This is a genomic window from Streptomyces sp. NPDC058459, from assembly GCF_042721685.1.
Classification (GTDB): domain Bacteria; phylum Actinomycetota; class Actinomycetes; order Streptomycetales; family Streptomycetaceae; genus Streptomyces.
Map to the genome: position 1 here is coordinate 1 of NZ_JBHXLV010000049.1, position 20,488 is coordinate 20,488.

Below are 20,488 nucleotides of genomic sequence, written 5' to 3' on the forward strand. Positions count from 1 at the left end.
CGCGTACGCCTTCTCCAGAGCGGCGAGGTCGAGCTTGCCCATCTTCATCATGGCGCCGAAGGTGCGGGCGGCCTTCTGCGGGTCGGGGTCCCTGGTCATGTCGAGCAGCCGCTCGGGGCAGACCTGCCAGGACACGCCGAACTTGTCCTTGAGCCAGCCGCAGGGGCCGCCCTCGCCGCCGTCCTCGATCAGCCGGTTCCAGTAGTGGTCGATCTCCCGCTGGTCGGCGCAGAGGATCTGGAACGAGATCGCCTCGCTGAACGTGAACTCGGGGCCGCCGTTGAGGGCGACGAACTTCTGGCCGTTGGCGGTGAACTCGACGGTGAGCACGGTCCCGGGCTCGCCGGGGCCGGCCTCGCTCCAGTGGGTGACGCGGCCGACGCCGGAGTCCTTGAAGACGGACACGTAGTAGTGCGCCGCCTCCTCGGCCCGGCCGTCGAACCAGAGACATGTGGTGAAACCACCGTGGGACATGGGGACCTCCTGTGCGGGTGGGGGCGCCGGTCGCGCGCTCCTCTGTAACGACCGCGGCCCGCCTCCGGACTCATCGCTGGCAGGCAGATAAGATCAAGCCAGTTCGTCGATTTCTAGCCAGGTCGAAATTTGTGCGCATGCGTCGCGTGACCGGGGGTACCCGGCCCGTGAAAGAAAACGTGCATGGGGCGGGGATCTCCGGGTAACCGGGGACCACGCGACATCCGCGGCCCCGGGGAGACAGGGGCCGGAGGAGCAGTCGTAGCACCGTGACTTACTTGGGAGAGGTAATGGACACCGCCGTCGGCACCCGGTCACAGGCAGAGGTCGCGGGGAAGACCGCGCAGGACAGGACGGACGAGGAGATCCTTCCTGGTATCGCGGACCCCGCCTCCGTGGCCCCGCGTGACGCGCGGGCGCTGTCGAAGCAGTTCTTCCGCCGCCTGGCAGAGCTGGAAGAGGGCACGCACGACTACCAGTACGCGCGCAACACCCTCATCGAGATGAACATGTCCCTGGTCCGCTTCGCCGCCGGGCGCTTCCGGGGCCGCGGCGACGACATGGAGGACATCGTCCAGACCGGCATGATCGGCCTGATCAAGGCGATCGACCGGTTCGAGGTCTCGCGCGAGGTGGAGTTCACGTCCTTCGCACTGCCTTACATCGTGGGCGAGATCAAGCGGTTCTTCCGCGACACCACCTGGGCGGTGCATGTGCCGCGCCGGCTCCAGGAGCTGCGGGTGGAGCTGGCCAAGGCCCGTGAGGAGCTGTCGAGCCGGCTGGACCGCGACCCGACCGTGGCCGAGCTGGCCACGCTCATGAACATCACCGAGCAGCAGGTCGTCGAGGGCCAGCTCGCCTCCAACGGCTACAACTCCAGCTCGCTGGACGCCGCCCTCACCGGCGACGGCCGCGAGGACGGCGAGGCGGTCCTCGCGGACTTCATCGGCGTCGAGGAGGAGGGCCTGCAGCTGGTGGAGGACTTCCACGCCCTCGCCCCGCTGATGGCCGAGCTGAGCGACCGCGACCGGCAGATCATCCACATGCGGTTCGTGGAGGAGGCCACCCAGGCGGAGATCGGCGAGAGGCTCGGCTGCTCGCAGATGCACGTCTCCCGTCTGATCAAGCGCATCATCTCGCGGCTGCGTCAGGGCATGCTCGGCGAGCTGGGCTGCGCCTGAGCAGGACGCTCCGCCGTCTCCGCGATGGCTTCACCTGAGGCTCGGCCTTAGGTGAGAAGGGCGGTCCGGGTCCGACCGGGCCGCCCTTCGTCGTGCCCACACTCCTGAAGCACGCCCACACTGCTGAAGCCTGGAAACACTGCTGGAGCCTGGACACACGAAGACGCCGACCGGATCACGGTCGGCGTTCATTGACCAGAGCAGTGGCGCGCGGGGTACCTCAGTCCTCCAGCCGGATCAGGGCCCGCACCCGCTTCCCCACCGGCACGCGGTCCACGGTGATCTCCGAGGCCACCGCGCGCACGATCTCCAGTCCGTGGTGGCCGACCCGCTCGGGGTCCCTGGGGAAGAGACGGGGAAGCGCCGCGCTGCTGTCGTACACCGACACGCTGATCGCGCTGTCGGTGCCCTCCAGCTCCAGGATGTACGGGCCTCCGCTGTGCCGGTCGGCGTTGGTGACCAGCTCGCTCACGACCAGGAGCAGATCCCCGCCCGTCAGGCTGTCGACGGTGGCGCACCATTCCGTGCGCAGCTGCTCCAGGAAGCGTCCGGCAAAGGCCCGCGCGTCGGCGATGCACCCTGGTTCTCCGGTGTAGTGGGCCGTACGCCGCAGGGGTTCCACGGGTACGTCGAACCCAGTCGGTATCGCTGCCACTGCCACGCCCAGGTGTTCGGTCATGGTGTCTCTCTCGAAATGCCCGGTCCGGCCGGTCGCCTGTTGCCTCTGTTGCTCGTACCCCGACTCGCGCAGCACACTCCCCCCGATCTGTTCGCCACACGCGTACCCGTGCCGGGCGCGACGCGACCTGCCCGGACCTGGGGTCTCGTGGTCAGGCGACGGGGACGACGAAGGCGGGGACGGTGCGCTGCATGCGCAGGGCGTCGACCGACTCGGCGAGGAGTTCGTACTCCGTGGTGTCGTCGCTCGCGGCGATGCGCACCAGGCGTCCGCCGGCCAGTTCGTCCGCGACCAGTTCCTGCCGGGCGTCGTCGGAGCACCAGGCGCGCAGCAGGGTGGGGACGTCGGCCACGGTGTGCGGGACCGGGACGAGGGCGCCGGGCGGTATCTTCTCGCCCTCGGGGCTGGGGTCCAGTCGCTCGGCGATCCAGGAGGCGCGGTCCCGCAGCCACCACAGGGCGAGCGCGAGGGTGGGCGCGCGGTAGGTTCCGAGCGGTACGCCCACCCGCTGACCGCCACAGCTCCCGTACGCGGTGACATGGCACAGGAATTCGTCGTGCACGATCACTCCCCCGTTGCCTCGCCGGTGTGCCGACCGGGCCCTCTCTCTTCCGTGCGGCTCCTGTGCGGTGAAGCGCCCCTGGTATTTCGAGTATCGCCACATTGGAAACACTGTCACCATGCCAATCCGGCCACTCTTGGCATATGCGATGCCCGATTCTGGCCGGATCATGTGGCGCGCGGGAGTGCCGCCCCTCAATTGGCGGATTATCGACCGTGGACGGCGCGCCGAGGCCCCTGACCCCGGCCCCCACACGGGTAGAGCCCAGGGGGCGGGGCCTCCCTGGGCTCTACTGCGGGCTCCGCTGCTCCGGCCGGCAGGAATTCAGTGCCGCCCGCGCCGGAATACGCGAGGAAATCGTGAAGTCGAAAAAAATCTTCGCCCTCCGCCGCTACCGTTCCGGCGAGTTCAGGCCTTCACGATGGCGTCGATACGGGCCAGGTCATCAGCGTCGAATTCCAGATTCCGGATGGCGCCGACGCTGTCTTCGAGCTGCCTCGTGCTGCTCGCTCCGACGAGGGCGGACGTCACCCGTCCGCCCCTCAGCACCCAGGCGAGGGCCAGCTGGGCCAGGGTCTGGCCCCGGGAGGCGGCGATCTCGTTCAGCGCGCGCAGCCGGCCGACGAGGTCCTCGGTGACGGCGTCGGACTTGAGGAAGGGGCTGTCGCTCGCGGCGCGCGAGTCCTCGGGGATGCCGTCGAGGTAGCGGCCGGTGAGAAGGCCCTGCTCCAGCGGGGAGTAGACGATGGAGCCCACCTGGAGCTCGTCCAGGGCGTCCAGCAGGCCCTCGTCCTCCGGGCGCCGGTCCAGGACCGAGTACCGCGGCTGGTGGATGAGGAGCGGGGTGCCCAGTTCACCGAGGATGCGCGCGGCCTCCCGGGTCTGCTCCGCCGAGTAGTTGGAGACGCCTACATAGAGCGCCTTGCCCTGCTGGACCGCCGAGTGCAGCGCGCCCATGGTCTCTTCCAGCGGGGTGTCGGGGTCGAAGCGGTGCGAGTAGAAGATGTCGACGTGGTCCAGGCCCAGCCGCGTCAGGCTCTGGTCGAGCGAGGACAGCACGGACTTGCGCGAGCCCCACTCCCCGTACGGGCCGGGCCACATCAGATAGCCGGCCTTGGTGGAGATGACCAGTTCGTCACGGTAGGGCGTGAAGTCGGCCCTGAGTGCCTCGCCGAGCGCGGACTCGGCGGCGCCGGGCGGCGGGCCGTAGTTGTTGGCCAGGTCGAAGTGGGTGATCCCGAGGTCGAAGGCGCGGCGCAGGATCGCGCGCTGGGTCTCGACCGGGCGGTCGGGGCCGAAGTTGTGCCACAGGCCGAGCGACAGCGCGGGCAGCTTCAGTCCGCTGCGTCCGGAGCGCCGGTAGGGCAGGTCGGCGTAGCGGTCGGGGTGGGCGGTGTACAACGCGACTCCAGTGAAGGGTGGGGACACGGTCTTCCCGGCGCCGGACACCTGGGCGTCCGGCAGCCTCCCCCACTCTTCACCGGAGCATGGTCAGCGGTCCAACAGGAGAATGCGATGGATTTCAGCGGCTAGGCTTCTCAATCATGGAACTGCGTCATCTCCAGCACTTCGTCGCGGTCGCCGAGGACCAGCACTTCACCCGTGCCGCCGAGCGGCTGATGGTGTCCCAGTCGGGGCTCTCCGCGTCGATCCGCGCCCTGGAGCGGGAGCTGCGGGCGCCGCTGTTCGTGCGCACCACCCGCCGGGTGACGCTGACCGAGGCCGGGCGGGCGCTGCTGGCGGAGGCCGAGCGCATCCTCGCGCAGGTGCGGTCCGCGCACGAGGCGGTGGCGGCGGTGCAGGGCGTGCTGCGGGGCACGCTGGCGCTGGGCGCGGAGCAGTGCATCGCCGGGGTGCGGGTGGCGGGGCTGCTGGCCGCCTTCCGGCGGGAGCACCCGGACGTGGAGATCCGGCTGCGGCAGAGCGGTTCGGGGGCGCTGGCGGAGGGGGTGTCGGCGGGCCGGCTGGACCTCGCCTTCGCCTATCGCACGCCGGCCGACGGCGACCAGTTGCGCTCGGTGCCGCTGGCCGGCGAGCCGATGACCGTCCTGTGCCATCCGGAGCACCCGCTCGCCGTGCTCGGCGCGGTGCCGGACCCCGCCGCCCTGGCCGGCGAGGTGTTCGTGGACTTCCACCCGGACTGGGGGCCGCGCCGGGCCACGGACGCCGCGTTCGCCGCGGCCGGGGTGCGCCGAACGGTCGCCCTGGAGGTCAACGACGTGCACAGTCTGCTGGACCTGGTGGACGAGAACCTCGGCATCGCGGTCGTCCCCCGGCACTTCCGGCACAAGCGGACCTCGCTCACCGCGCTCCCGCTGAAGGGGGTGGACGAGACCGCGTACGAGACGGTGGCCCTGCTGCCCCCGGAGCGGGCCACCAGTCCGGCCGCCCGCGCGCTGATCGCCCTGCTCGGCACCCCGGAGGCGGAGCAGCGCGAACCGGAGTGACAGCACGCCCTCGCGCCCGGAGCGGGGATGCGCGAGGGTGGGAACATGTACGCGAAGGAGATCCTCATCGAGGGCTACGACCGTATCCGGGAAGAAGTCCATACCGTGCTCGACGGACTCGGCGCGGACGACCTGGACCGCTCCCCCGCGCCCGGCGCCAACTCCATCGCCTGGCTGCTGTGGCATCTCAGCCGGGTGCAGGACGACCACATCGCCGACGCCTTCGGGCTGGACCAGGTGTGGCTGTCGCTGGACTGGGCCGACCGCTTCGACCTGGATCTGCCGCACGGCGACATCGGCTACGGTCACAGCCCCGAGCAGGCCGCGAAGGTGCGGGTGCCCTCGACCGTGCTGCTGACCGGGTACTACGACGCCGTGCACGACCGGACCCTCGGACTGCTGCGCACCCTGGCCGCCAAGGATCTGGAGCGGGTCGTGGACGAGCGCTGGGAGCCCCCGGTCACACTGGGCGCGCGTCTGGTGAGCGTCCTGTCCGACGATCTCCAGCACGTCGGACAGGCCGCCTACGTCAAGGGGCTGCTTCAGAGCGCCTCGGCGTAGCCCGGCAGGATCACGTCCTCGATGAGGGCCTTGCGCTCGTCGAACGGGAGGAACGCGCTCTTGACCGCGTTCACGGTGACCGTGCGCAGATCCTCCACCGTCCAGCCGGCCTCCTCGACCAGCAGGCCCATCTCGCGGGTCATGGTGGTGCCGGAGACCAGGCGGTTGTCGGTGTTGAGGGTGACCCGGAAGCCGAGGTCCTTCAGGGCGGTGATGGGGTGCTCGGCGATGGAGGTGGCGGCGCCGGTCTGGAGGTTGGACGTGGGGCACATCTCCAGCGCGATGCGGCGGTCGCGGACCCAGCCGGCCAGCCGTCCGAGCTTGCCGTCGACGATGTCCTCGGTGATGCGCACGCCGTGGCCGAGGCGCTGGGCGCCGCACACCTGGACGGCCTGGTGGATGCTGGGCAGGCCGTACGCCTCGCCCGCGTGGATGGTGAACGGCACGCTCTCGGCGCGCAGGTGCTCGAAGGTGGCCAGGTGGTCGGCGGGCGGGAAGCCGTCCTCGGCGCCGGCGATGTCGAAGCCGACGACCCCGGCGTCCCGGTAGGTGACGGCCAGTTCGGCGGCCTCGCCGACCCGGTCGAACATCCGCATGCCGCACAGCAGGGTGCCGACGCGTACCGGTGTCCCGGCGGCGGCCGCCTTCGCCACGCCGGCCGCGAGGCCCTCCTGCACGGTCTCCACGACCTCGGCGAGGGCCAGTCCGCCGCGTGTGTTCAGCTCGGGGGCGTAGCGCACCTCGGCGTAGACGACGCCGTCGGCGGCGAGGTCGAGCACGTACTCCTCGGCCACGCGCAGCAGGCCCTCACGGGTCTGCATCACCGCGAGGGTGTGCTCGAAGGTGGCTATGTAGCGGACCAGGTCGCCGGAGTTCGCGGCCTCGACGTACCAGGCGGCCAGTTCGTCGGGGTCGGTGGTGGGCAGGGTGTGGCCGACCGCGGCCGCGAGTTCGATGACGGTGGCGGGACGCGGGCCGCCGTCGAGGTGGTCGTGCAGGACGGCCTTGGGGAGCCGGCGGAGGGTCTCGGTGTCGATGCGGGGCGCGGTCATGGCGTGTTTCCTCGGCGGGTGGTGCGGACGGGGTTCGGGCTGCGTTGATCAGGCGGCGGGCTGGAGCAGGTCCCAGCGGTTGCCGTACAGGTCCTGGAAGACGGCGACCGTGCCGTACGGCTCGTGGCGGGGGTCCTCCAGGAAGGTCACCCCGTGGGCGGTCATGCGGGCGTGGTCGCGGGCGAAGTCGTCGGTGTGCAGGAAGAAGCCGACACGGCCGCCGGTCTGGTCGCCGACGCGGGCGCGCTGCTCGTCGTTCTTCGCGCGGGCGAGCAGCAGCCCGGTGCCGGCGCCCGCCTCGGTGCCGGGCTCCACGACGACCCAGCGTGAGCCGTCCGGGCGGGGCTCGTCCTCGGCCAGCCGGAATCCGAGGGCCTCGGTGTAGAAGCGGACGGCGTCGTCGTAGTCGTCCACGACGAGGGTGACCAGGGCAACTCGGCGCATCGGAGCCTTCCGGTGAGGGTGGTAGCGGGAGAGGTTATACGTAAAACTACCGGGACGCCAGTCATCCCTTCGAGGGGGGTCGGCCGGTGGTGAAAGGGCGTCCGGGCGGCCCGGTTCGTCGTCGGTGGGCCACCGACGGCCACCGTGTGTTCTGCGCGGCTGGGCCGGATCGCGGTGCCGGGGACGGTGAGGACGCGCGGGCCCCCACCGGTGGCGGGCGGGCCGGCCGGGGTAGGAGGTGACGCATGACGCTCACCGGTCACCCGCTCGTCGCCCGTGCCCGCCTGCTCGCCGCGGAGTCGCTGGAGCCCGCGGCGGAACGGGTGGACCGGGAGGGTGTGCCCGCGAGCCATGTCGAGGCGGTGAAGCGGTCCGGGCTGCTGGGGCTGACCGCCCCCGCCGGGTACGGCGGCTCGGCGGCGCCGGCGGCCGTGGTGCGCGAGGTCGCGGAGATCCTGGCGGGCGCGTGCGGCTCGACCTGGTTCGTCCAGGCGCAGCACCACACCCCGGTCCAGATGCTCACCCGGGGCCAACCGGCCGCACGTGAGCGCCTGTTGGGACCGCTGGCGCGCGGCGAGCTGCTGTCCGGAGTGGCGTACGCCCACCTGCGGGCCCACCCGGAGGCCCCGGTGCGGGCCCGACGCGACGGTACGGGCTGGCGCTTCGACGGAAGGGTGCCCTGGTACACCGGCTGGGGCCTGAACGACGTCCTCCTGCTGGCCGGCCTCACGGACGACGACGAGGCGGTCTTCGCCTTCGCGGACGCCCGCGAACAACCGGGACTGCGCCCCTCCGGCCCCCTGCGGCTGGCCGCCCTGACCGCCGCGCGCACGGTGTCCCTCGAACTGGACGGCCTGCGCGTACCCGATGACGCGGTGGTCCTGCGCGTCCCGTACGCGGACTGGGCACCCACCGACCGCGCGAAGACCCTGAACACCAACCCGGCGGTCTTCGGTGTCGCCTCGGCGGCCCTCACCCTGCTGGCCGACGACATCGCGGCCCCGCTACGGGCCCACCTGGCGGATGTCCGCACCCGCGCCTACGCCCTGGCCGACCATCCGTCCCCGCCGGAGCGGGTGGAGGAACGCCTGGCGGTACGCGCGGAGGCGTACGCGGCGCTGAGCACCGCCACCACGGCGGCCGTCGTGGCGGGAGGCGGCCGCTCGATGTCCCTGACGTCCAAGGCACAACGCCTGGCCCGCGAAGGGATGTTCCTCCTGATCCAGGGCCAGACGTCCGAGACCCGGCGGGCCCACCTCCGGTCGCTCACGGGCCGGTGAGCCCGGAGAAGCCCGCTCAGGGTCGGGGCGGCGGTGCCGCTCGCACCCGCTCGGCGGGCCGAAGTGCGCCGCCTCGCGTGCCAGGGCTCGCTGCCTGAGGCTGATGCCGGCCGGCTGATGGTTGGTGGCGGCCTCGGTGTCGTCCCCTGCCGATGGTCCGTCTGTCTCCCCCGCGCGCAAAAGCCCTGCTGCGGGCTCCTCACTCCCGGCCCGGCAGGACCCCAGCCCCCGGATTCACTCTTCCGGGGGGCGAGTCTCAGTCGTCCGCGCGGCCCTCGACCACGACCAGGAAGGCGTCGGACTTGAGGTCCATCACGACGGTCGCGGCTTCGCCCTCCGCCCGGCGGGCGGCGGCGTACTCCTCCGCGGGCCAGGAGCCGCGCGGTGAGCCTGCGGGGAAACGCTCCAGCACTGTCGCACTCATGGCGGCGGACACCTCCGGCGGATGCTTCGGACGGGACACAGGACCTGTACCTCACCGGCTGCCCGGCTATCACTCGGACATGCCGTTGTACGCCGTCCGGCACAACCGCATCTGCATACGCCTCAGGGCGGGAAGGGGTCACAGGGAGCCGTGGCGGACCACGGGCGAACGACCGATGCCGAGGAGCCGGAAAACGATGAACGACGACGACTCCGGGGACGGGCAGCGCTGTCTGGTGACCGGTGCCACCGGCTACATCGGGGGCAGGCTCGTACCGGAGCTGCTCGCCGCCGGGTACCGGGTGCGCTGTCTGGCCCGCACCCCTCGCAAGCTGCGCGATCTCCCGTGGGCCGGTGACGTGGAGGTGGTCCAGGGCGATGTCACGGACCCCGACTCGCTGGCCGGGGCGATGCGGGACATCGACGTGGCGTACTACCTGGTGCACGCGCTCGGCAGCGGTGACGACTTCGAGGAGACCGACCGCAGGGCGGCCCGCTACTTCGGCGAGCAGGCCAAGGCGGCCGGGGTGCACCGGATCGTGTACCTCGGCGGGCTGACACCGGCCGGGGTACCGGAGCAGCAGCTCTCCCCGCACCTGCGCTCGCGTGCGGAGGTCGGGCACATCCTGCTGGCGTCCGGCGTGCCGACTGCCGTACTGCGCGCGGCGGTGATCATCGGTTCCGGCTCGGCCTCGTTCGAGATGCTGCGCTACCTCACCGAGCGGCTGCCGGTGATGGTGACGCCGAGCTGGGTGCACACCCGTATCCAGCCGATCGGCGTCCGGGACGTGCTGCGGCTGCTGGTGGGCTCCGCGACGCTGCCGGAGGACGTGAACCGAGGCTTCGACATCGGCGGGCCGGACATACTGACGTACCGGCAGATGATGCTCAGGTACGCCCAGCTGGCCCATCTGCCGCGCCGGCTGATCGTGTCCGTGCCGATGCTCACACCGGGGCTGTCCAGCCACTGGGTGGGCGTGGTGACCCCGGTGCCCGCGTCCATCGCCCGCCCGCTGACCGAGTCGCTGCGGTACGAGGTGGTGTGCCGCGAGCACGACATCCGGCGGTATCTGCCCGACCCGCCGGGTCATCCGTTCACCTTCGACGAGTCGGTACGGCTGGCCCTGCGCCGGGTGCGGGAGGCGAAGGTGGTCACCCGCTGGTCGTCGGCGTCGGTGCCGGGTGCGCCGAGCGATCCGCTGCCCACCGACCCGGACTGGGCGGGCGGCAGCCTGTACACCGACGAGCGCGAGATGCTGGTGGACGCGCCGCTGGACCGGCTGTGGCGGGTGATCGAGGGGGTCGGCGGCGACAACGGCTGGTACTCCTTCCCGCTCGCCTGGAGCCTGCGCGGCTGGATGGACCGGGCGATGGGCGGGGTGGGCCTGCGCCGGGGCCGCCGGGACGCGGAGCGGCTGCGGGTGGGCGACTCGCTGGACTTCTGGCGGGTCGAGGAGATCGAGCCGGGCCATCTGCTGCGGCTGCGCGCCGAGATGCAGCTGCCGGGACTCGCCTGGCTGGAGATGTACGCGGAACAGGACGGCGAGGGCCGCAGCCGGTACCGGCAGCGGGCGCTGTTCCATCCGCACGGGCTGGCCGGCCAGGCGTACTGGTGGTCGGTGTCGCCGTTCCACGCGATCGTGTTCGGCGGGATGGCCCGGAACATCTCCCGCGCCGCCGTCCACGGCCCCATGCCCACGATGAAGAGCCGGAGCCTCGGGAAACGGGGACTGAAGAACCTCGGGCTGAGGAACCGGAGGGTGAAAAGGCAGGCGCGGCGTTGACGGCCGCGTCCGTCCGGCGCCCTGGCCCGGAAGAGTCCACCGTCCCTGACCCCTGCTCCGGAGCCGTTCGATGAACACCTCGGTCGTCCTCTTCACCGCCGATCTGCGTCTGCACGACCATCCGCCGCTGCGCGCGGCCCTGGACGGGGCCCGGCAGGTGGTGCCGCTGTTCGTGCGCGACGACGGCATCGACGGCGCGGGGTTCGCCGCGCCCAACCGGCTGGCGTTCCTCGCCGACTGCCTGCACGACCTGGACGCGGGGCTGCGCGAGCGCGGCGGCCGGCTCGTGGTGCGCTCCGGTGATCCGGTGGCCGAGGTGTGCGAGGTGGTCGCCGCGGCGGACGCCGACGAGGTGCACCTGGCCGCCGACGCCAGCGGCTACGCGCACCGCCGTGAGCACGCCCTGCGCCGCGCGCTGGAGGCGGACGGGCGCAGGCTGCACGTCCACGACACGGTGACCGGTGCCGTCGAGCCCGGCGTCGTGACCCCGACGGCCTCGGACCACTTCGCCGTGTTCACCCCGTACTTCCGGCGCTGGTCGGGGCAGTCGCTGCGGGACCCGCTGGGCGCGCCCCGGAAGGTGAGCGTGCCGGACGACATCAAGTCCGAGGAACTCCCGTCCCGCGACGCGGTGCGGGGCACCTCGCCGGGGCTCGCCGAGGGCGGGGAGGTGACGGCGCGCCGGCTGGTGGCCGCCTGGCTGCGCTCGGGGATCGGCGCGTACGAGGACCAGCACGACGACCTGGCCGGCGACGGCACCTCCCGGCTCTCCCCGCACCTGCACTTCGGCACGGTCTCGCCGGTGGAACTCGTGCACCGGGCCCGGCTGGAGGGCGGCGCGGGCGCGGAGGCGTTCGTACGGCAGGTCGCCTGGCGGGACTTCAACCGGCAGGTGCTCGCGGTGCGGCCGGAGGTGTCCCACGCCGACTACCGGACCAGGCGCGACAGCTGGCGCACCGGCGGGGAGGCCGAGGCGGACATCGAGGCGTGGCGCGAGGGCCGTACCGGCTATCCGATCGTGGACGCGGCGATGCGGCAGTTGCGGTACGAGGGCTGGATGCACAACCGGGGCCGGCTGCTGACGGCGAGTTTCCTGACCAAGACGCTGTACGTGGACTGGCGGGTGGGTGCCCGGCACTTCCTGGACCTGCTGGTCGACGGGGACGTGGCCAACAACCAGCTCAACTGGCAGTGGACGGCCGGCACGGGCACCGACAGCCGCCCCAACCGCGTGCTGAACCCGACGACCCAGGCCAGGCGGTACGACCCGGACGGCGCCTATGTCCGGCGCTGGGTCGAGGAGTTGGCGGACGTGGAGGGCCCGGCGGTGCACGAGCCGTGGAAGCTGAGCGGGGCACAGCGGGCGAGGACCGGGGACTACCCGGACCCGATCGTCGACCTCAAGGACGGGCTGGAGCGGTTCAAGCACGCACGCGGGCTGGAGTGAGGTCCCGGGCGGGCTCGGTGCCGTAGGCGGCGGTGAGGGTGTCGAGGGCGTCGGCGAGGCCGGTCGGGCGGAGCATGCCCGAGCAGGAGCGGCCGGCCCAGCCGGGGCCGCCGAGCATCATCAGGGTCTGCCGGCGGGCGCCGCGCACGCCCCACTCGATGTCCGCGACATGCCGGGCGAGCGGGAGGCTCGCGGTGGGGCGTGCCTGGGACCACAGCACGACGGCGGCCGGGCCGAGGCGCCGCACGGCGGCGGCGAGGGCGTCGGCGGGGACGCCGCTGCCGAACATCCGGGCGGGGACGCCGTGCTGGACCAGCGCGGCGTTGAGCGCCTCCAGCGGGAGGGTGTGCTGCTCGTCGGGGGCACAGGCGAGCAGGACGGGTCCGGTGACGGGGGTGCCGGACGGGGCGAGCCGGGGCGTGTGGCGGCGCAGCGCGGTGGAGACGTGCCAGGACAGCAGGTGCTCCACCTCGATGTAACGGTCGCCCGAGGAGACCCACTTGCGGCCCACGGCGTGCAGGGCGGGCGCCATCACGTCCTGCCAGGCGACGGTGATCCCGTATTCGGCCACGACACCGTCGAGCTGCTCCTCGACGGCCGTGGCGTCGAGGCGGACGGCCGCGCGGGCCAGTCCCCGGCACTCCTGGCGTACATCACCGAGCGGCAGGGCGCCGGGGGCGCGGGAGCGGGACGCGGGGGGTGTGACGGCGGGCGGGGGCGCGGTGTCACGGGCGGCGCGGGCGGCCTCGGCGGGCGGTAGGCCGGAGGAGGTCAGACGGCACATGGCCTCCAGCACGGCCACGTCGTCGGGGGTCCAGCGGCGGTGCCGGCCGTCGGCACGGGTGGCCGGGCCGAGGCCGTAGCGGCGGTCCCAGGAGCGCAGGGTGGTGGGTGAGACGCCGAGCCTGCGGGCCAGGGCGCCCGTGGTCAGTCCGGCTCCAGGAACCGGGACCCCGGCCTCGTGGTCTATGGCGTCCATGGCGTCCATACGCCGACTGTACGCCGGGAACGACGCAGAAACGATGCGAGTTGTCGGTGCCCAGTACCGGCTCACACGATGACCTGACCGTCCCACCCGAGGAGCCCGGTCATGACCTCGTACCCGACCTCGTCCGGCACCGCCGCGCCGCCCGTGGCCGCGGCCGGGGACCTGTGCGGGGACGAGGAGCTGGCGCGGGGGCTGGTGGCGGGGGACGAGGACTGCCTCGCGGTCGTGTACCGGCGCTGGTCGTCGCTGGTGTACGCGCTCGCCCGGCGCGCGCTGGGGAACGCCGGTGAGGCCGAGGACGTGACCCAGCAGGTGTTCCTCGGGGTCTGGCGGGGCCGTACGGGGTACCGTCCCGAGCGCGGTCCGCTGGGCGGCTGGATCGTCGGCATCACCCGCCGCAAGATCTTCGACGCGCTGGCGGCCCGCGCCCGGCGGGGGGAGCTGGCCGCGGCGGCGGCCGCGTCCCTGTCCCGTACCGCGCTCACCGCCGAGCGCTCCGCCGACCCGGAGACGGTGCTCGACCGGCTGCTGGTCCGGCGCGAACTGGGGCGGCTGCCGTCGGCCCAGCGGCGGGTGCTCTACCTGGCCTTCTACGAGGATCTCACGCAGCCGCAGATCGCCGCCCGCACGGGATGGCCGCTGGGCACGGTGAAGAGCCACGCGCGCCGGGGCCTGCACCGGCTGCGCCGCGGCATCGAGCGGCCGGAGCCGGTGGAAGCGGGCGTCTGAGCAGGGGCGCGAATCCGGACGAATTTGCACCCGGACACCCCTACCCATAGCGGAACAAAAGGCGCAGACTAAGGGGATACGCGATACGCGGCACTCCACCGCTGGCCAACCGGACGCGGTCGAGTCCGCTCGGTTCGACGGAAGGAGGACCGTACGGAGCCCCCCATCGACAGCGAAGGACGCGAGGCCGGTCCGCCGGAGCGGATCGGCCTCCTCGTGCGCGGGGGCGGCGCGTCCCGGCCGGAGGTCTTTGACACGGTTCACGGCACTTTCTAGCTTGAGCCGGGCACAGCGTTCCGTGACCTCTCGAGGCTGGAGTCCGTCCTGTCCGCTCGCCCCGCCCCCGGCCGCCGCCTCGCCACGGCCGCCGCGCTCCTCGGTCTGATCGGCACCCTCACGACCACCGCCTGGGCGGGCCCGCGCAGCCACGTCCCGGCTCCGCGACCGGCGTCCGGGGCGACCCGGGTCCCGGACGCGGCGGGCTCGGCCACCCCCCTCGCCTCCTTCGCGCTCCAGTCCACGGCGAAGGTGCCCGACTCCGCGGCCACCGTCTCCTCCCCCGGCTACCCGGCGCGCGGCTGGCACCACGCCGGCCCCCGATCCACCGTCCTCGCGGCGCTGCTGGCCGAGGGCCGCTACCCGGACCCGTTCCGCTCGACCGGCCTGAGCCGGATTCCGAAGGCCGACTTCAGGGTGCCGTGGTGGTACCGCTCCGACTTCACCGTGTCCGACACCTCCCGGCGCACCCGTCTCGACTTCAGCGGGGTCGTGCCTGCCGCCGAAGTACACGTCAACGGGCACCTGGTGGCGACGGACGCGCAGGTGCGGGGCGCGTACACCCGGCACGAGCTGGACATCACCCCGCTGGTGCGGGCCGGCCGGAACACGGTCGCCTTCCGGGTGCGGCCCAACGACCCGGACCGGGACCTCAGCATGGGCTGGCTGGACTGGCTCCAGCCGCCCCCGGACCAGAACATGGGCCTGGTCCGCGACATCCTGGTCCGGCGCGGCGGGCCGGTCGCGCTGGGCGAGGCACATGTGGTGACCCGGCTGGCCGTGCCGTCGCTGGCCACCGCCGGCCTGACCGTGAAGGCGCGGGTGCGCAACGACAGCGGGCGGGCGGTCATCGCACTGGTCTCCGGCAGCGTCGCGGGAACCACACTCGCCCGCCGGGTGCCCCTCGCCGCGCACGAGTCGCGCACGGTCACCTTCTCCCCCGCCGACGTCCCCGGCCTGCGACTGAGGTCCCCGCGCGTGTGGTGGCCCGCCGGAATGGGCAGCCAACCGCTGTACGGCCTGCGGCTCACCGCCTCCGTCGCCGGCGGCGTCTCCGACACCGCGCACCAGACCTTCGGCATCCGTGACATCCGGGCGCCCCTGGACAAGGACGGCGCCCGCCAGTACCGGATCAACGGGCGCCCGCTGCAGATCCGGGGCGGCGGCTGGTCGCCGGACCAGTTCCTGCGCTGGGACCGGACCTATGCGGAGGACCGGCTGCGGTACGTCCTCGATCTCGGGCTGAACACGGTCCGGCTGGAGGGGCACATCGAGCCGGACGAGTTCTTCGACCTGGCCGACCGGCTCGGCGTGCTCACACTGCCCGGCTGGGAGTGCTGCGACAAGTGGGAGGGCCAGGTCAACAAGGACGGGTCGGGGGAGAAGTGGAACGCCTCGGACCATGTGGTGGCGAAGGCGTCCATGGCCGCCGAGGCGGCCCGGCTGCGCGGTCACCCGAGCGTCGTCTCCTTCCTGATCGGCAGCGACGCGGCACCGGACGCCCGGATCGAGCGGAACTACCTGGACGCCCTCGCGACGGCCGACTGGCCCACCCCCGTGATCCCGGCCGCCTCCGACAACTCCTCGCCGAAGCTGGGCCGTTCGGGCATGAAGATGAGCGGCCCCTACGACTGGGTACCGCCCGCCTACTGGTACGCCAAGCACGAGGGCGGCGCCACCGGCTTCAACTCCGAGACCAGCGCGGGCCCCAGCATCCCCACCCTGGACACCCTGCGCCGGATGCTGACCCCCGCCGAGCTGGACACCCTGTGGAAGAAACCGGCGGCCAGGCAATACCACCGCTCCCCCTCGGCGGTCTTCTCCACCCTCAAGCTCTACGACGACGCCCTCACCGCCCGCTACGGCGCCCCGGCCGGCCTCACCGACTACGTACGCAAGGCGCAGCTTGCCCAGTACGAGAACGTCCGCGCCGAGTTCGAGGCGTACCGCCGCAACGCCCGCGACGCCGACAAGCCGGCCACCGGGATCGTGCACTGGATGCTCAACAGTGGCTGGACCTCCCTGCACTGGCAGCTGATGGACCGCTATCTCGACCAGAACGGCGCCTACTTCGGTGCCAAGAAGGCGGGGGAGCCGCTGCACGTCCAGTACTCCTACGACGACCGCTCGGTGGTCGTCGTCAACGACCGGCACGCCCCCGCCACCGGCCTCACCGCACGGGCCACCCTCTTCGACCCGGACGGCACCCCGCGCCACGAGCGGACCCTGACCGGGCTGCGCGTACCCGGTAACGGCGCGCACAGCACCGCGTTCACCCTGCCCCGGCAGGTCGGCGGCACCTCACGCACCCACCTGCTGCGCCTGGTGCTCACCGGCCGGGACGGCAGGGAGGTGAGCCGGAACGTGTACTGGCTCTCCACCCGCCCCGACACCCTCGACTGGGCCCACACCGACTGGTATCACACCCCGACGACCGCCTACGCCGACCTCAAGGGTCTCGCGTCCATGGCGCGGGTACCGGTGTCGGCCACCGCGGACACCCGTAGCTCCGGGGCACTGTCCACCACGACGGTGACCCTGCGCCGCACCGGCGGCGGCCGGACGCCCTCGCTGCTGACGGACGTCCACCTGGTCGACGGCAGGGGTCGGCCGGTGCTGCCGGTGCGCTGGTCGGACAATCAGGTGGGTCTCTGGCCGGGCGAGTCGGTGACGCTCACCGCCACCTACCGCACGGCGGACCTGCACACCGCGACACCCCGGGTGCGGGTCTCCGGCTGGAACACCCCGGACCGGACGGTCACGGCCTCCTAAACACACGCCCGGCGCCGCGTCGACGGCGGCCGCCACGGGCACTCTTCCCATGGGAGTTCCCGGGGCGGCGCCGGAGCGGAGTGGCTCCGTCCGCGGCGGGCACATGCCACGGCAGCAGGGCCGAGACCAGTAGGGGTGGACATGGAGATTTCAGGACTCATCAGCGCCGTCATCATCGGCATCGTAATCGGTGTGCTGGGGCGGCTGGTCGTGCCGGGACGCCAGCACATCGGTGTGATCGTCACCATCCTCGTCGGCATCGTGGCCGCCCTGCTGGGCACGGCCATCGCGGCGGGTCTGGGTGTCGCGGACACGGACGGGCCGGACTGGATCGAGTGGCTGATCCAGATCGCGCTGGCCGCGGTCGGCATCGCCGCGCTGGACCGGACGGTGGGCCGCCGCCGCTGACCTCCCGGGTCACCTCTCGTACAGATACGGCGTCGTGGTGGTCAGGGCGCACAGCCCGAGGCGTTCCAGGACGGGGCGGCTCATGGCGGAGGCGTCCACCTGGACATGACGGCAGCCGCGGGCGGCGGCGACGCGGGTTCGGTGGGCGACCAGGGCGCGGTACAGGCCCCGGCCCCGCCACTCCTCGACGGTGCCGCCGCCCCAGAGTCCGGCGAAGTCCGCGCCCGGCACCAGCTCCAGCCGGGCGGAGGCCACCGGCTCCTCCCCGGCCAGCGCGACCACGGCGAGGACCGTGCCGGGATCGGCGGCGAGCCGGGCCAGCAGATGGGCGCGCAGCGCGGTGCCATCAGTGCCGAAGACCCTTTCGTGGACGTCCACGACGAGATCGACGCCCGCCGCGTCGGCGGCCCGGACCAGGCGGACGCCTTCCGGGAGGCGTTCCTCCAGCGTGAGTTCCGCGATCTCGCCGATCATCAGCGTCTCCGGCTCCCCGGCCCGGAATCCCGCCGCGGTGAGCCGGTCGCCCAGATCCGCCGGTCCGTCGTGGCCGTACAGCTTCCACTCGAAGTCCCGGCCCAGGCCACGGAAGCGGGCGATCTGTTCCTCGATGGCGCGGTCGGCCCCAGCCGCGTCCAGGCGGGACCAGACGACACCGTTCCAGCCCCGCGCGTCCGCGATCCGGCGCACCACGGCACCGGTCCGTTCGATCCGGACGCCGGGCGTGTCGGGGCGGGCGTCTTGTCGCATCTGACGGTCGTAGCGGGCGAGTACCGCGGCCTGATCCATGCGATCACTCCAGCACCGGGGGCGGGGCCGGGCAACGGGGTTTCCCCGAACCGAGCCGGTGATCAGCCGAGTTCGAGCGTGGTGATGCCGAAGACGCGGTCGGCGGCGTGTTCGCGGACCGGGCCGGTGTACATGCGGGCGGTCTCGAAGGAGGGGGTGAGTCCGGCGGCGAGGGCCAAGTCCACGCCGGCCTTGTTCGGCTCGGGTACGTCGATGGCGATCTGCCGGCCGGCGTGGCCGGCGACGAGCGCGGCGAACAGGGCGCCCGCGTCGTCGGGGGTGTCGGCGAAGAGGGGGCCGACACGCAGGCAGTCCGCGCCGGGGCGGATCACTCCGTAGCCGGTGAGCCGGTCGCCGTCGTGGCGTACGTAGGCATGGTGGCCGGGCGCGGTGAGCCACTCGGCGAGGAAGCGGGGGCGGTCGGCCGGGGTGCAGGCACTGTCGTAGCGGGTGATGGCGTCGAGATCGCCGGGCTGGGCGTGGCGCACTCCGGCGGGCGGCTCGGTGGCCGGGGCGGGGCCGGTGTAGCGGGCGGTGCGGTGGGCGAGTTCGAAGCCCGAGCGGCGGTAGTTGTCCTGCTGGCCGACGACGCCGTCGAGGCCGACGGTGCGCTCCCCTGCGTGGGCGAGCGCGGTCTTCCAGGTGGTGAGCCCGTAGCCGTGGCCGCGCAGGTCGGGGCGGACGAGGTAGCAGCCGAGGAAGGCGTAGTCCGTGCCGTAGTTGACGACGGAGATCGCGGAGACCGGCTCGCCGTCGATACGGCCGAGGAAGAAGCCCTCGGGGTCCTGGGCGAAGAAGGCGGGGCCGTCGGAGAGTCCCGGGTTCCAGCCTTCCGCCGCCGCCCAGCCGCTGATCACCGGCCAGTCGTCCGGCGTGGCCCGGGTGACGGTGAACTCCTGGGGGGCCGGTGACGTCATCGCCGCGCTCCGTTTCCGTGGGGTCGGGGGCATGGCCGGGCCGCCGTCGAGCCGGTGAGGGCGTACGGCACGGTCGCACGCGCCGCATCCTTCCGGATAGGGCGGGCCCGCGTCACGCCGGGAGCGTGCGGGCCGGGCGCGTACCGGGCGCAGGCACTACAAAGGCCCCACCGAGTGGTGCTGGGTCCGGTGGGGCCGTGCGGTGGAGCGGGGATCAGACCAGGCTGCTCGGGCGGAAGCGCCGGTACAGGGCCGCGCCCGCGACGATGAAGGCCACGCCTCCGGCCAGCGCCGGAGCCGCGTGGTCCGACCCGGTGTGGGCCAGGCTGGGCGGTGCCTCGGGGGTGTGCGGGACCGTCTTCGGCGGGGCCGGGGGCTGGTGCTTCGGCGGGGCCGGGGGCTGGTGCTTCGGCGGGGCCGGCGGCTGGTGCTTCGGCGGGGTGGGGGGCGCCACCGGCGGCGGGGTCGGCGCCTCGGAGTGGTTCTCGCAGTGGTTGCCGAAGGCCGGGTTGAGGGCCCCCACGACGTCCACGCTGTTGCCGCAGGCGTTCACCGGGATGTCGACCGGCAACTGGGCGCCGTTGCCGGAGAGCACGCCGGGCGAGCCCTGGGTGACGCTGTGCGCCGTGGCGCCGCCCCCCACGTCGCCGGCCCTGGTGCCGCCGGCGTGGCTGCCACCGGTGCCGCTGCCACCGGCCCTGCCACCGGAGCCGCCGTGGCTCACCACGCCGCCGCCGTTGTCCGAGCCGGTGTTCGCGCAGGTGTTGCCGAAGGCCGGGTTGAGGAGCCCGACCACGTCGACACTGTTGCCGCACGCGTTCAGCGGGACGCTGATGGGGGCCTGGACGGTGTTGCCGGAGAGCACACCGGGCGAGCCGACCGCGGCGCCGTCGGCGCTGGCACCACCGGCCGCGAAAGCGGCGGACACGGGCATGGCCATGGCCATCGCACCGGAGGCGGCGGCGACGCCGATCACACCGTTTCGGGTAGCCCGTTTCATAGGTTCCCTGCCTTCCAGAAAGTCGTGGCGGGCAGTCACCCGCACCACATAGAACGCGGCCGGACCGATCGGGTTATGGCCTGCGCCGCTTTCACCCGTTCGGGGGGCACGGTCGTTCGAACCGCGCGTCAAGCCGCCGCCGCGCCGCCCACGCGGACAGGTGCATCGTTCACCCGGCCGGAGGAGGCTGCGCCGGCCGGCCCGGACCACGGTCGCCACCCGGACGGCCGGGAGGCGACCGGTGCGGGGCCCGCTTATGGTGAGGACGGCGCCGCCCC

General features: G+C 72.8%; 20 protein-coding genes. 9 read left to right on the forward strand and 11 right to left on the reverse strand.

From position 1 onward, the window contains the following. On the reverse strand, nucleotides 1-474 hold a 474-nt coding region (locus ACFWN1_RS12365; protein ID WP_384360354.1), incomplete at its 3' end, for a VOC family protein. Nucleotides 475-764: 290 nt separating this feature from the next. Between ACFWN1_RS12365 and ACFWN1_RS12370 the strand changes: the two genes are divergently transcribed. After that, entirely contained in the window at nucleotides 765-1,655 is an 891-nt protein-coding gene (locus tag ACFWN1_RS12370; RefSeq protein WP_384360411.1) for an RNA polymerase sigma factor SigF, read from the forward strand. 220 nt (nucleotides 1,656-1,875) lie between these two features. On the opposite strand, the gene ACFWN1_RS12375 is transcribed toward ACFWN1_RS12370, so the two are convergent. From ACFWN1_RS12375 to mgrA, 3 genes are all read right to left on the reverse strand, one after another. Next, nucleotides 1,876-2,334: an ATP-binding protein gene (locus ACFWN1_RS12375; RefSeq protein ID WP_384360356.1), complete on the reverse strand. Its 459-nt coding sequence runs from the start codon at nucleotides 2,332-2,334 to the stop codon at nucleotides 1,876-1,878. 151 nt (nucleotides 2,335-2,485) lie between these two features. Beyond that, nucleotides 2,486-2,896 (reverse strand): hypothetical protein, encoded by a 411-nt coding sequence (locus ACFWN1_RS12380; protein WP_384360358.1) that lies wholly within the window; start codon nucleotides 2,894-2,896, stop codon nucleotides 2,486-2,488. 408 nt (nucleotides 2,897-3,304) lie between these two features. Continuing rightward, the gene (gene mgrA, locus ACFWN1_RS12385; protein WP_384360360.1) at nucleotides 3,305-4,297 is read right to left on the reverse strand and encodes an L-glyceraldehyde 3-phosphate reductase; all 993 of its coding nucleotides are present in this window, start codon (nucleotides 4,295-4,297) and stop codon (nucleotides 3,305-3,307) included. Nucleotides 4,298-4,440: 143 nt separating this feature from the next. On the opposite strand from mgrA, the gene ACFWN1_RS12390 reads away from it, so the two are divergent. Together ACFWN1_RS12390 and ACFWN1_RS12395 are read left to right on the forward strand one after the other, a co-directional pair. Beyond that, entirely contained in the window at nucleotides 4,441-5,343 is a 903-nt protein-coding gene (locus ACFWN1_RS12390) for a LysR family transcriptional regulator (protein WP_384360362.1), read from the forward strand. 45 nt (nucleotides 5,344-5,388) lie between these two features. After that, on the forward strand, nucleotides 5,389-5,904 hold the full coding sequence (locus ACFWN1_RS12395) for a DinB family protein (RefSeq protein WP_384360364.1): 516 nt from the start codon (nucleotides 5,389-5,391) through the stop codon (nucleotides 5,902-5,904). Here the strand turns inward: ACFWN1_RS12395 and ACFWN1_RS12400 are convergent. Both ACFWN1_RS12400 and ACFWN1_RS12405 read right to left on the reverse strand, forming a co-directional pair. Continuing rightward, complete coding sequence (locus tag ACFWN1_RS12400) at nucleotides 5,886-6,956, reverse strand: adenosine deaminase (RefSeq protein ID WP_384360366.1); 1,071 nt, start codon at nucleotides 6,954-6,956, stop codon at nucleotides 5,886-5,888. The two genes, ACFWN1_RS12395 and ACFWN1_RS12400, sit on opposite strands and share 19 nt — an antisense overlap. Nucleotides 6,957-7,004: 48 nt before the next feature. Continuing rightward, on the reverse strand, nucleotides 7,005-7,400 hold the full coding sequence (locus tag ACFWN1_RS12405; RefSeq protein ID WP_384360368.1) for a VOC family protein: 396 nt from the start codon (nucleotides 7,398-7,400) through the stop codon (nucleotides 7,005-7,007). A 245-nt stretch (nucleotides 7,401-7,645) separates the two neighbouring features. On the opposite strand from ACFWN1_RS12405, the gene ACFWN1_RS12410 reads away from it, so the two are divergent. Further along, nucleotides 7,646-8,680, forward strand: coding sequence for an acyl-CoA dehydrogenase family protein (locus ACFWN1_RS12410; protein ID WP_384360370.1), 1,035 nt, complete (start codon nucleotides 7,646-7,648; stop codon nucleotides 8,678-8,680). Nucleotides 8,681-8,936: 256 nt separating this feature from the next. Here ACFWN1_RS12410 and ACFWN1_RS12415 read toward each other — a convergent pair whose 3' ends face one another. Beyond that, the gene (locus ACFWN1_RS12415) at nucleotides 8,937-9,104 is read right to left on the reverse strand and encodes a hypothetical protein (RefSeq protein WP_384360372.1); all 168 of its coding nucleotides are present in this window, start codon (nucleotides 9,102-9,104) and stop codon (nucleotides 8,937-8,939) included. 196 nt (nucleotides 9,105-9,300) lie between these two features. Between ACFWN1_RS12415 and ACFWN1_RS12420 the strand changes: the two genes are divergently transcribed. Together ACFWN1_RS12420 and ACFWN1_RS12425 are read left to right on the forward strand one after the other, a co-directional pair. Further along, a complete protein-coding gene (locus ACFWN1_RS12420; RefSeq protein ID WP_384360374.1) occupies nucleotides 9,301-10,887 on the forward strand; it encodes an SDR family oxidoreductase in 1,587 nt (528 codons plus the stop codon). Nucleotides 10,888-10,957: 70 nt separating this feature from the next. Next, entirely contained in the window at nucleotides 10,958-12,334 is a 1,377-nt protein-coding gene (locus ACFWN1_RS12425) for a cryptochrome/photolyase family protein (RefSeq protein WP_384360376.1), read from the forward strand. Here the strand turns inward: ACFWN1_RS12425 and ACFWN1_RS12430 are convergent. After that, complete coding sequence (locus tag ACFWN1_RS12430; RefSeq protein ID WP_384360378.1) at nucleotides 12,309-13,322, reverse strand: MerR family transcriptional regulator; 1,014 nt, start codon at nucleotides 13,320-13,322, stop codon at nucleotides 12,309-12,311. The two genes, ACFWN1_RS12425 and ACFWN1_RS12430, sit on opposite strands and share 26 nt — an antisense overlap. Nucleotides 13,323-13,424: 102 nt before the next feature. On the opposite strand from ACFWN1_RS12430, the gene ACFWN1_RS12435 reads away from it, so the two are divergent. The 3 genes from ACFWN1_RS12435 to ACFWN1_RS12445 all read left to right on the forward strand — a co-directional run bounded on the left by ACFWN1_RS12435 (nucleotide 13,425) and on the right by ACFWN1_RS12445 (nucleotide 17,507). After that, nucleotides 13,425-14,051, forward strand: coding sequence for an RNA polymerase sigma factor (locus ACFWN1_RS12435; protein ID WP_384360380.1), 627 nt, complete (start codon nucleotides 13,425-13,427; stop codon nucleotides 14,049-14,051). 324 nt (nucleotides 14,052-14,375) lie between these two features. Next, complete coding sequence (locus ACFWN1_RS12440) at nucleotides 14,376-17,099, forward strand: sugar-binding domain-containing protein (RefSeq protein ID WP_384360413.1); 2,724 nt, start codon at nucleotides 14,376-14,378, stop codon at nucleotides 17,097-17,099. Between the two features lie 141 nt (nucleotides 17,100-17,240). Beyond that, the gene (locus ACFWN1_RS12445; RefSeq protein ID WP_161191547.1) at nucleotides 17,241-17,507 is read left to right on the forward strand and encodes a GlsB/YeaQ/YmgE family stress response membrane protein; all 267 of its coding nucleotides are present in this window, start codon (nucleotides 17,241-17,243) and stop codon (nucleotides 17,505-17,507) included. Nucleotides 17,508-17,516: 9 nt separating this feature from the next. On the opposite strand, the gene ACFWN1_RS12450 is transcribed toward ACFWN1_RS12445, so the two are convergent. From ACFWN1_RS12450 to ACFWN1_RS12460, 3 genes are all read right to left on the reverse strand, one after another. Continuing rightward, nucleotides 17,517-18,293 (reverse strand): GNAT family N-acetyltransferase, encoded by a 777-nt coding sequence (locus ACFWN1_RS12450; protein ID WP_384360382.1) that lies wholly within the window; start codon nucleotides 18,291-18,293, stop codon nucleotides 17,517-17,519. A gap of 62 nt (nucleotides 18,294-18,355) precedes the next feature. After that, nucleotides 18,356-19,210: a GNAT family N-acetyltransferase gene (locus tag ACFWN1_RS12455; protein ID WP_384360384.1), complete on the reverse strand. Its 855-nt coding sequence runs from the start codon at nucleotides 19,208-19,210 to the stop codon at nucleotides 18,356-18,358. A gap of 214 nt (nucleotides 19,211-19,424) precedes the next feature. Next, entirely contained in the window at nucleotides 19,425-20,210 is a 786-nt protein-coding gene (locus ACFWN1_RS12460) for a chaplin (RefSeq protein WP_384360386.1), read from the reverse strand. Between the last annotated feature and the right edge of the window lie 278 nt (nucleotides 20,211-20,488).

Coding starts and splice junctions, on each gene's coding strand:
- ACFWN1_RS12370 (WP_384360411.1), top strand. CDS start 765: ATGGACACCGCCGTCGGCACCCGGTCACAGGCAGAGGTCGCGGGGAAG.
- ACFWN1_RS12375 (WP_384360356.1), bottom strand. CDS start 2,334: ATGACCGAACACCTGGGCGTGGCAGTGGCAGCGATACCGACTGGGTTC.
- ACFWN1_RS12390 (WP_384360362.1), top strand. CDS start 4,441: ATGGAACTGCGTCATCTCCAGCACTTCGTCGCGGTCGCCGAGGACCAG.
- ACFWN1_RS12395 (WP_384360364.1), top strand. CDS start 5,389: ATGTACGCGAAGGAGATCCTCATCGAGGGCTACGACCGTATCCGGGAA.
- ACFWN1_RS12400 (WP_384360366.1), bottom strand. CDS start 6,956: ATGACCGCGCCCCGCATCGACACCGAGACCCTCCGCCGGCTCCCCAAG.
- ACFWN1_RS12405 (WP_384360368.1), bottom strand. CDS start 7,400: ATGCGCCGAGTTGCCCTGGTCACCCTCGTCGTGGACGACTACGACGAC.
- ACFWN1_RS12410 (WP_384360370.1), top strand. CDS start 7,646: ATGACGCTCACCGGTCACCCGCTCGTCGCCCGTGCCCGCCTGCTCGCC.
- ACFWN1_RS12415 (WP_384360372.1), bottom strand. CDS start 9,104: ATGAGTGCGACAGTGCTGGAGCGTTTCCCCGCAGGCTCACCGCGCGGC.
- ACFWN1_RS12420 (WP_384360374.1), top strand. CDS start 9,301: ATGAACGACGACGACTCCGGGGACGGGCAGCGCTGTCTGGTGACCGGT.
- ACFWN1_RS12425 (WP_384360376.1), top strand. CDS start 10,958: ATGAACACCTCGGTCGTCCTCTTCACCGCCGATCTGCGTCTGCACGAC.
- ACFWN1_RS12430 (WP_384360378.1), bottom strand. CDS start 13,322: ATGGACGCCATGGACGCCATAGACCACGAGGCCGGGGTCCCGGTTCCT.
- ACFWN1_RS12435 (WP_384360380.1), top strand. CDS start 13,425: ATGACCTCGTACCCGACCTCGTCCGGCACCGCCGCGCCGCCCGTGGCC.
- ACFWN1_RS12445 (WP_161191547.1), top strand. CDS start 17,241: ATGGAGATTTCAGGACTCATCAGCGCCGTCATCATCGGCATCGTAATC.
- ACFWN1_RS12450 (WP_384360382.1), bottom strand. CDS start 18,293: ATGGATCAGGCCGCGGTACTCGCCCGCTACGACCGTCAGATGCGACAA.
- ACFWN1_RS12455 (WP_384360384.1), bottom strand. CDS start 19,210: ATGACGTCACCGGCCCCCCAGGAGTTCACCGTCACCCGGGCCACGCCG.
- ACFWN1_RS12460 (WP_384360386.1), bottom strand. CDS start 20,210: ATGAAACGGGCTACCCGAAACGGTGTGATCGGCGTCGCCGCCGCCTCC.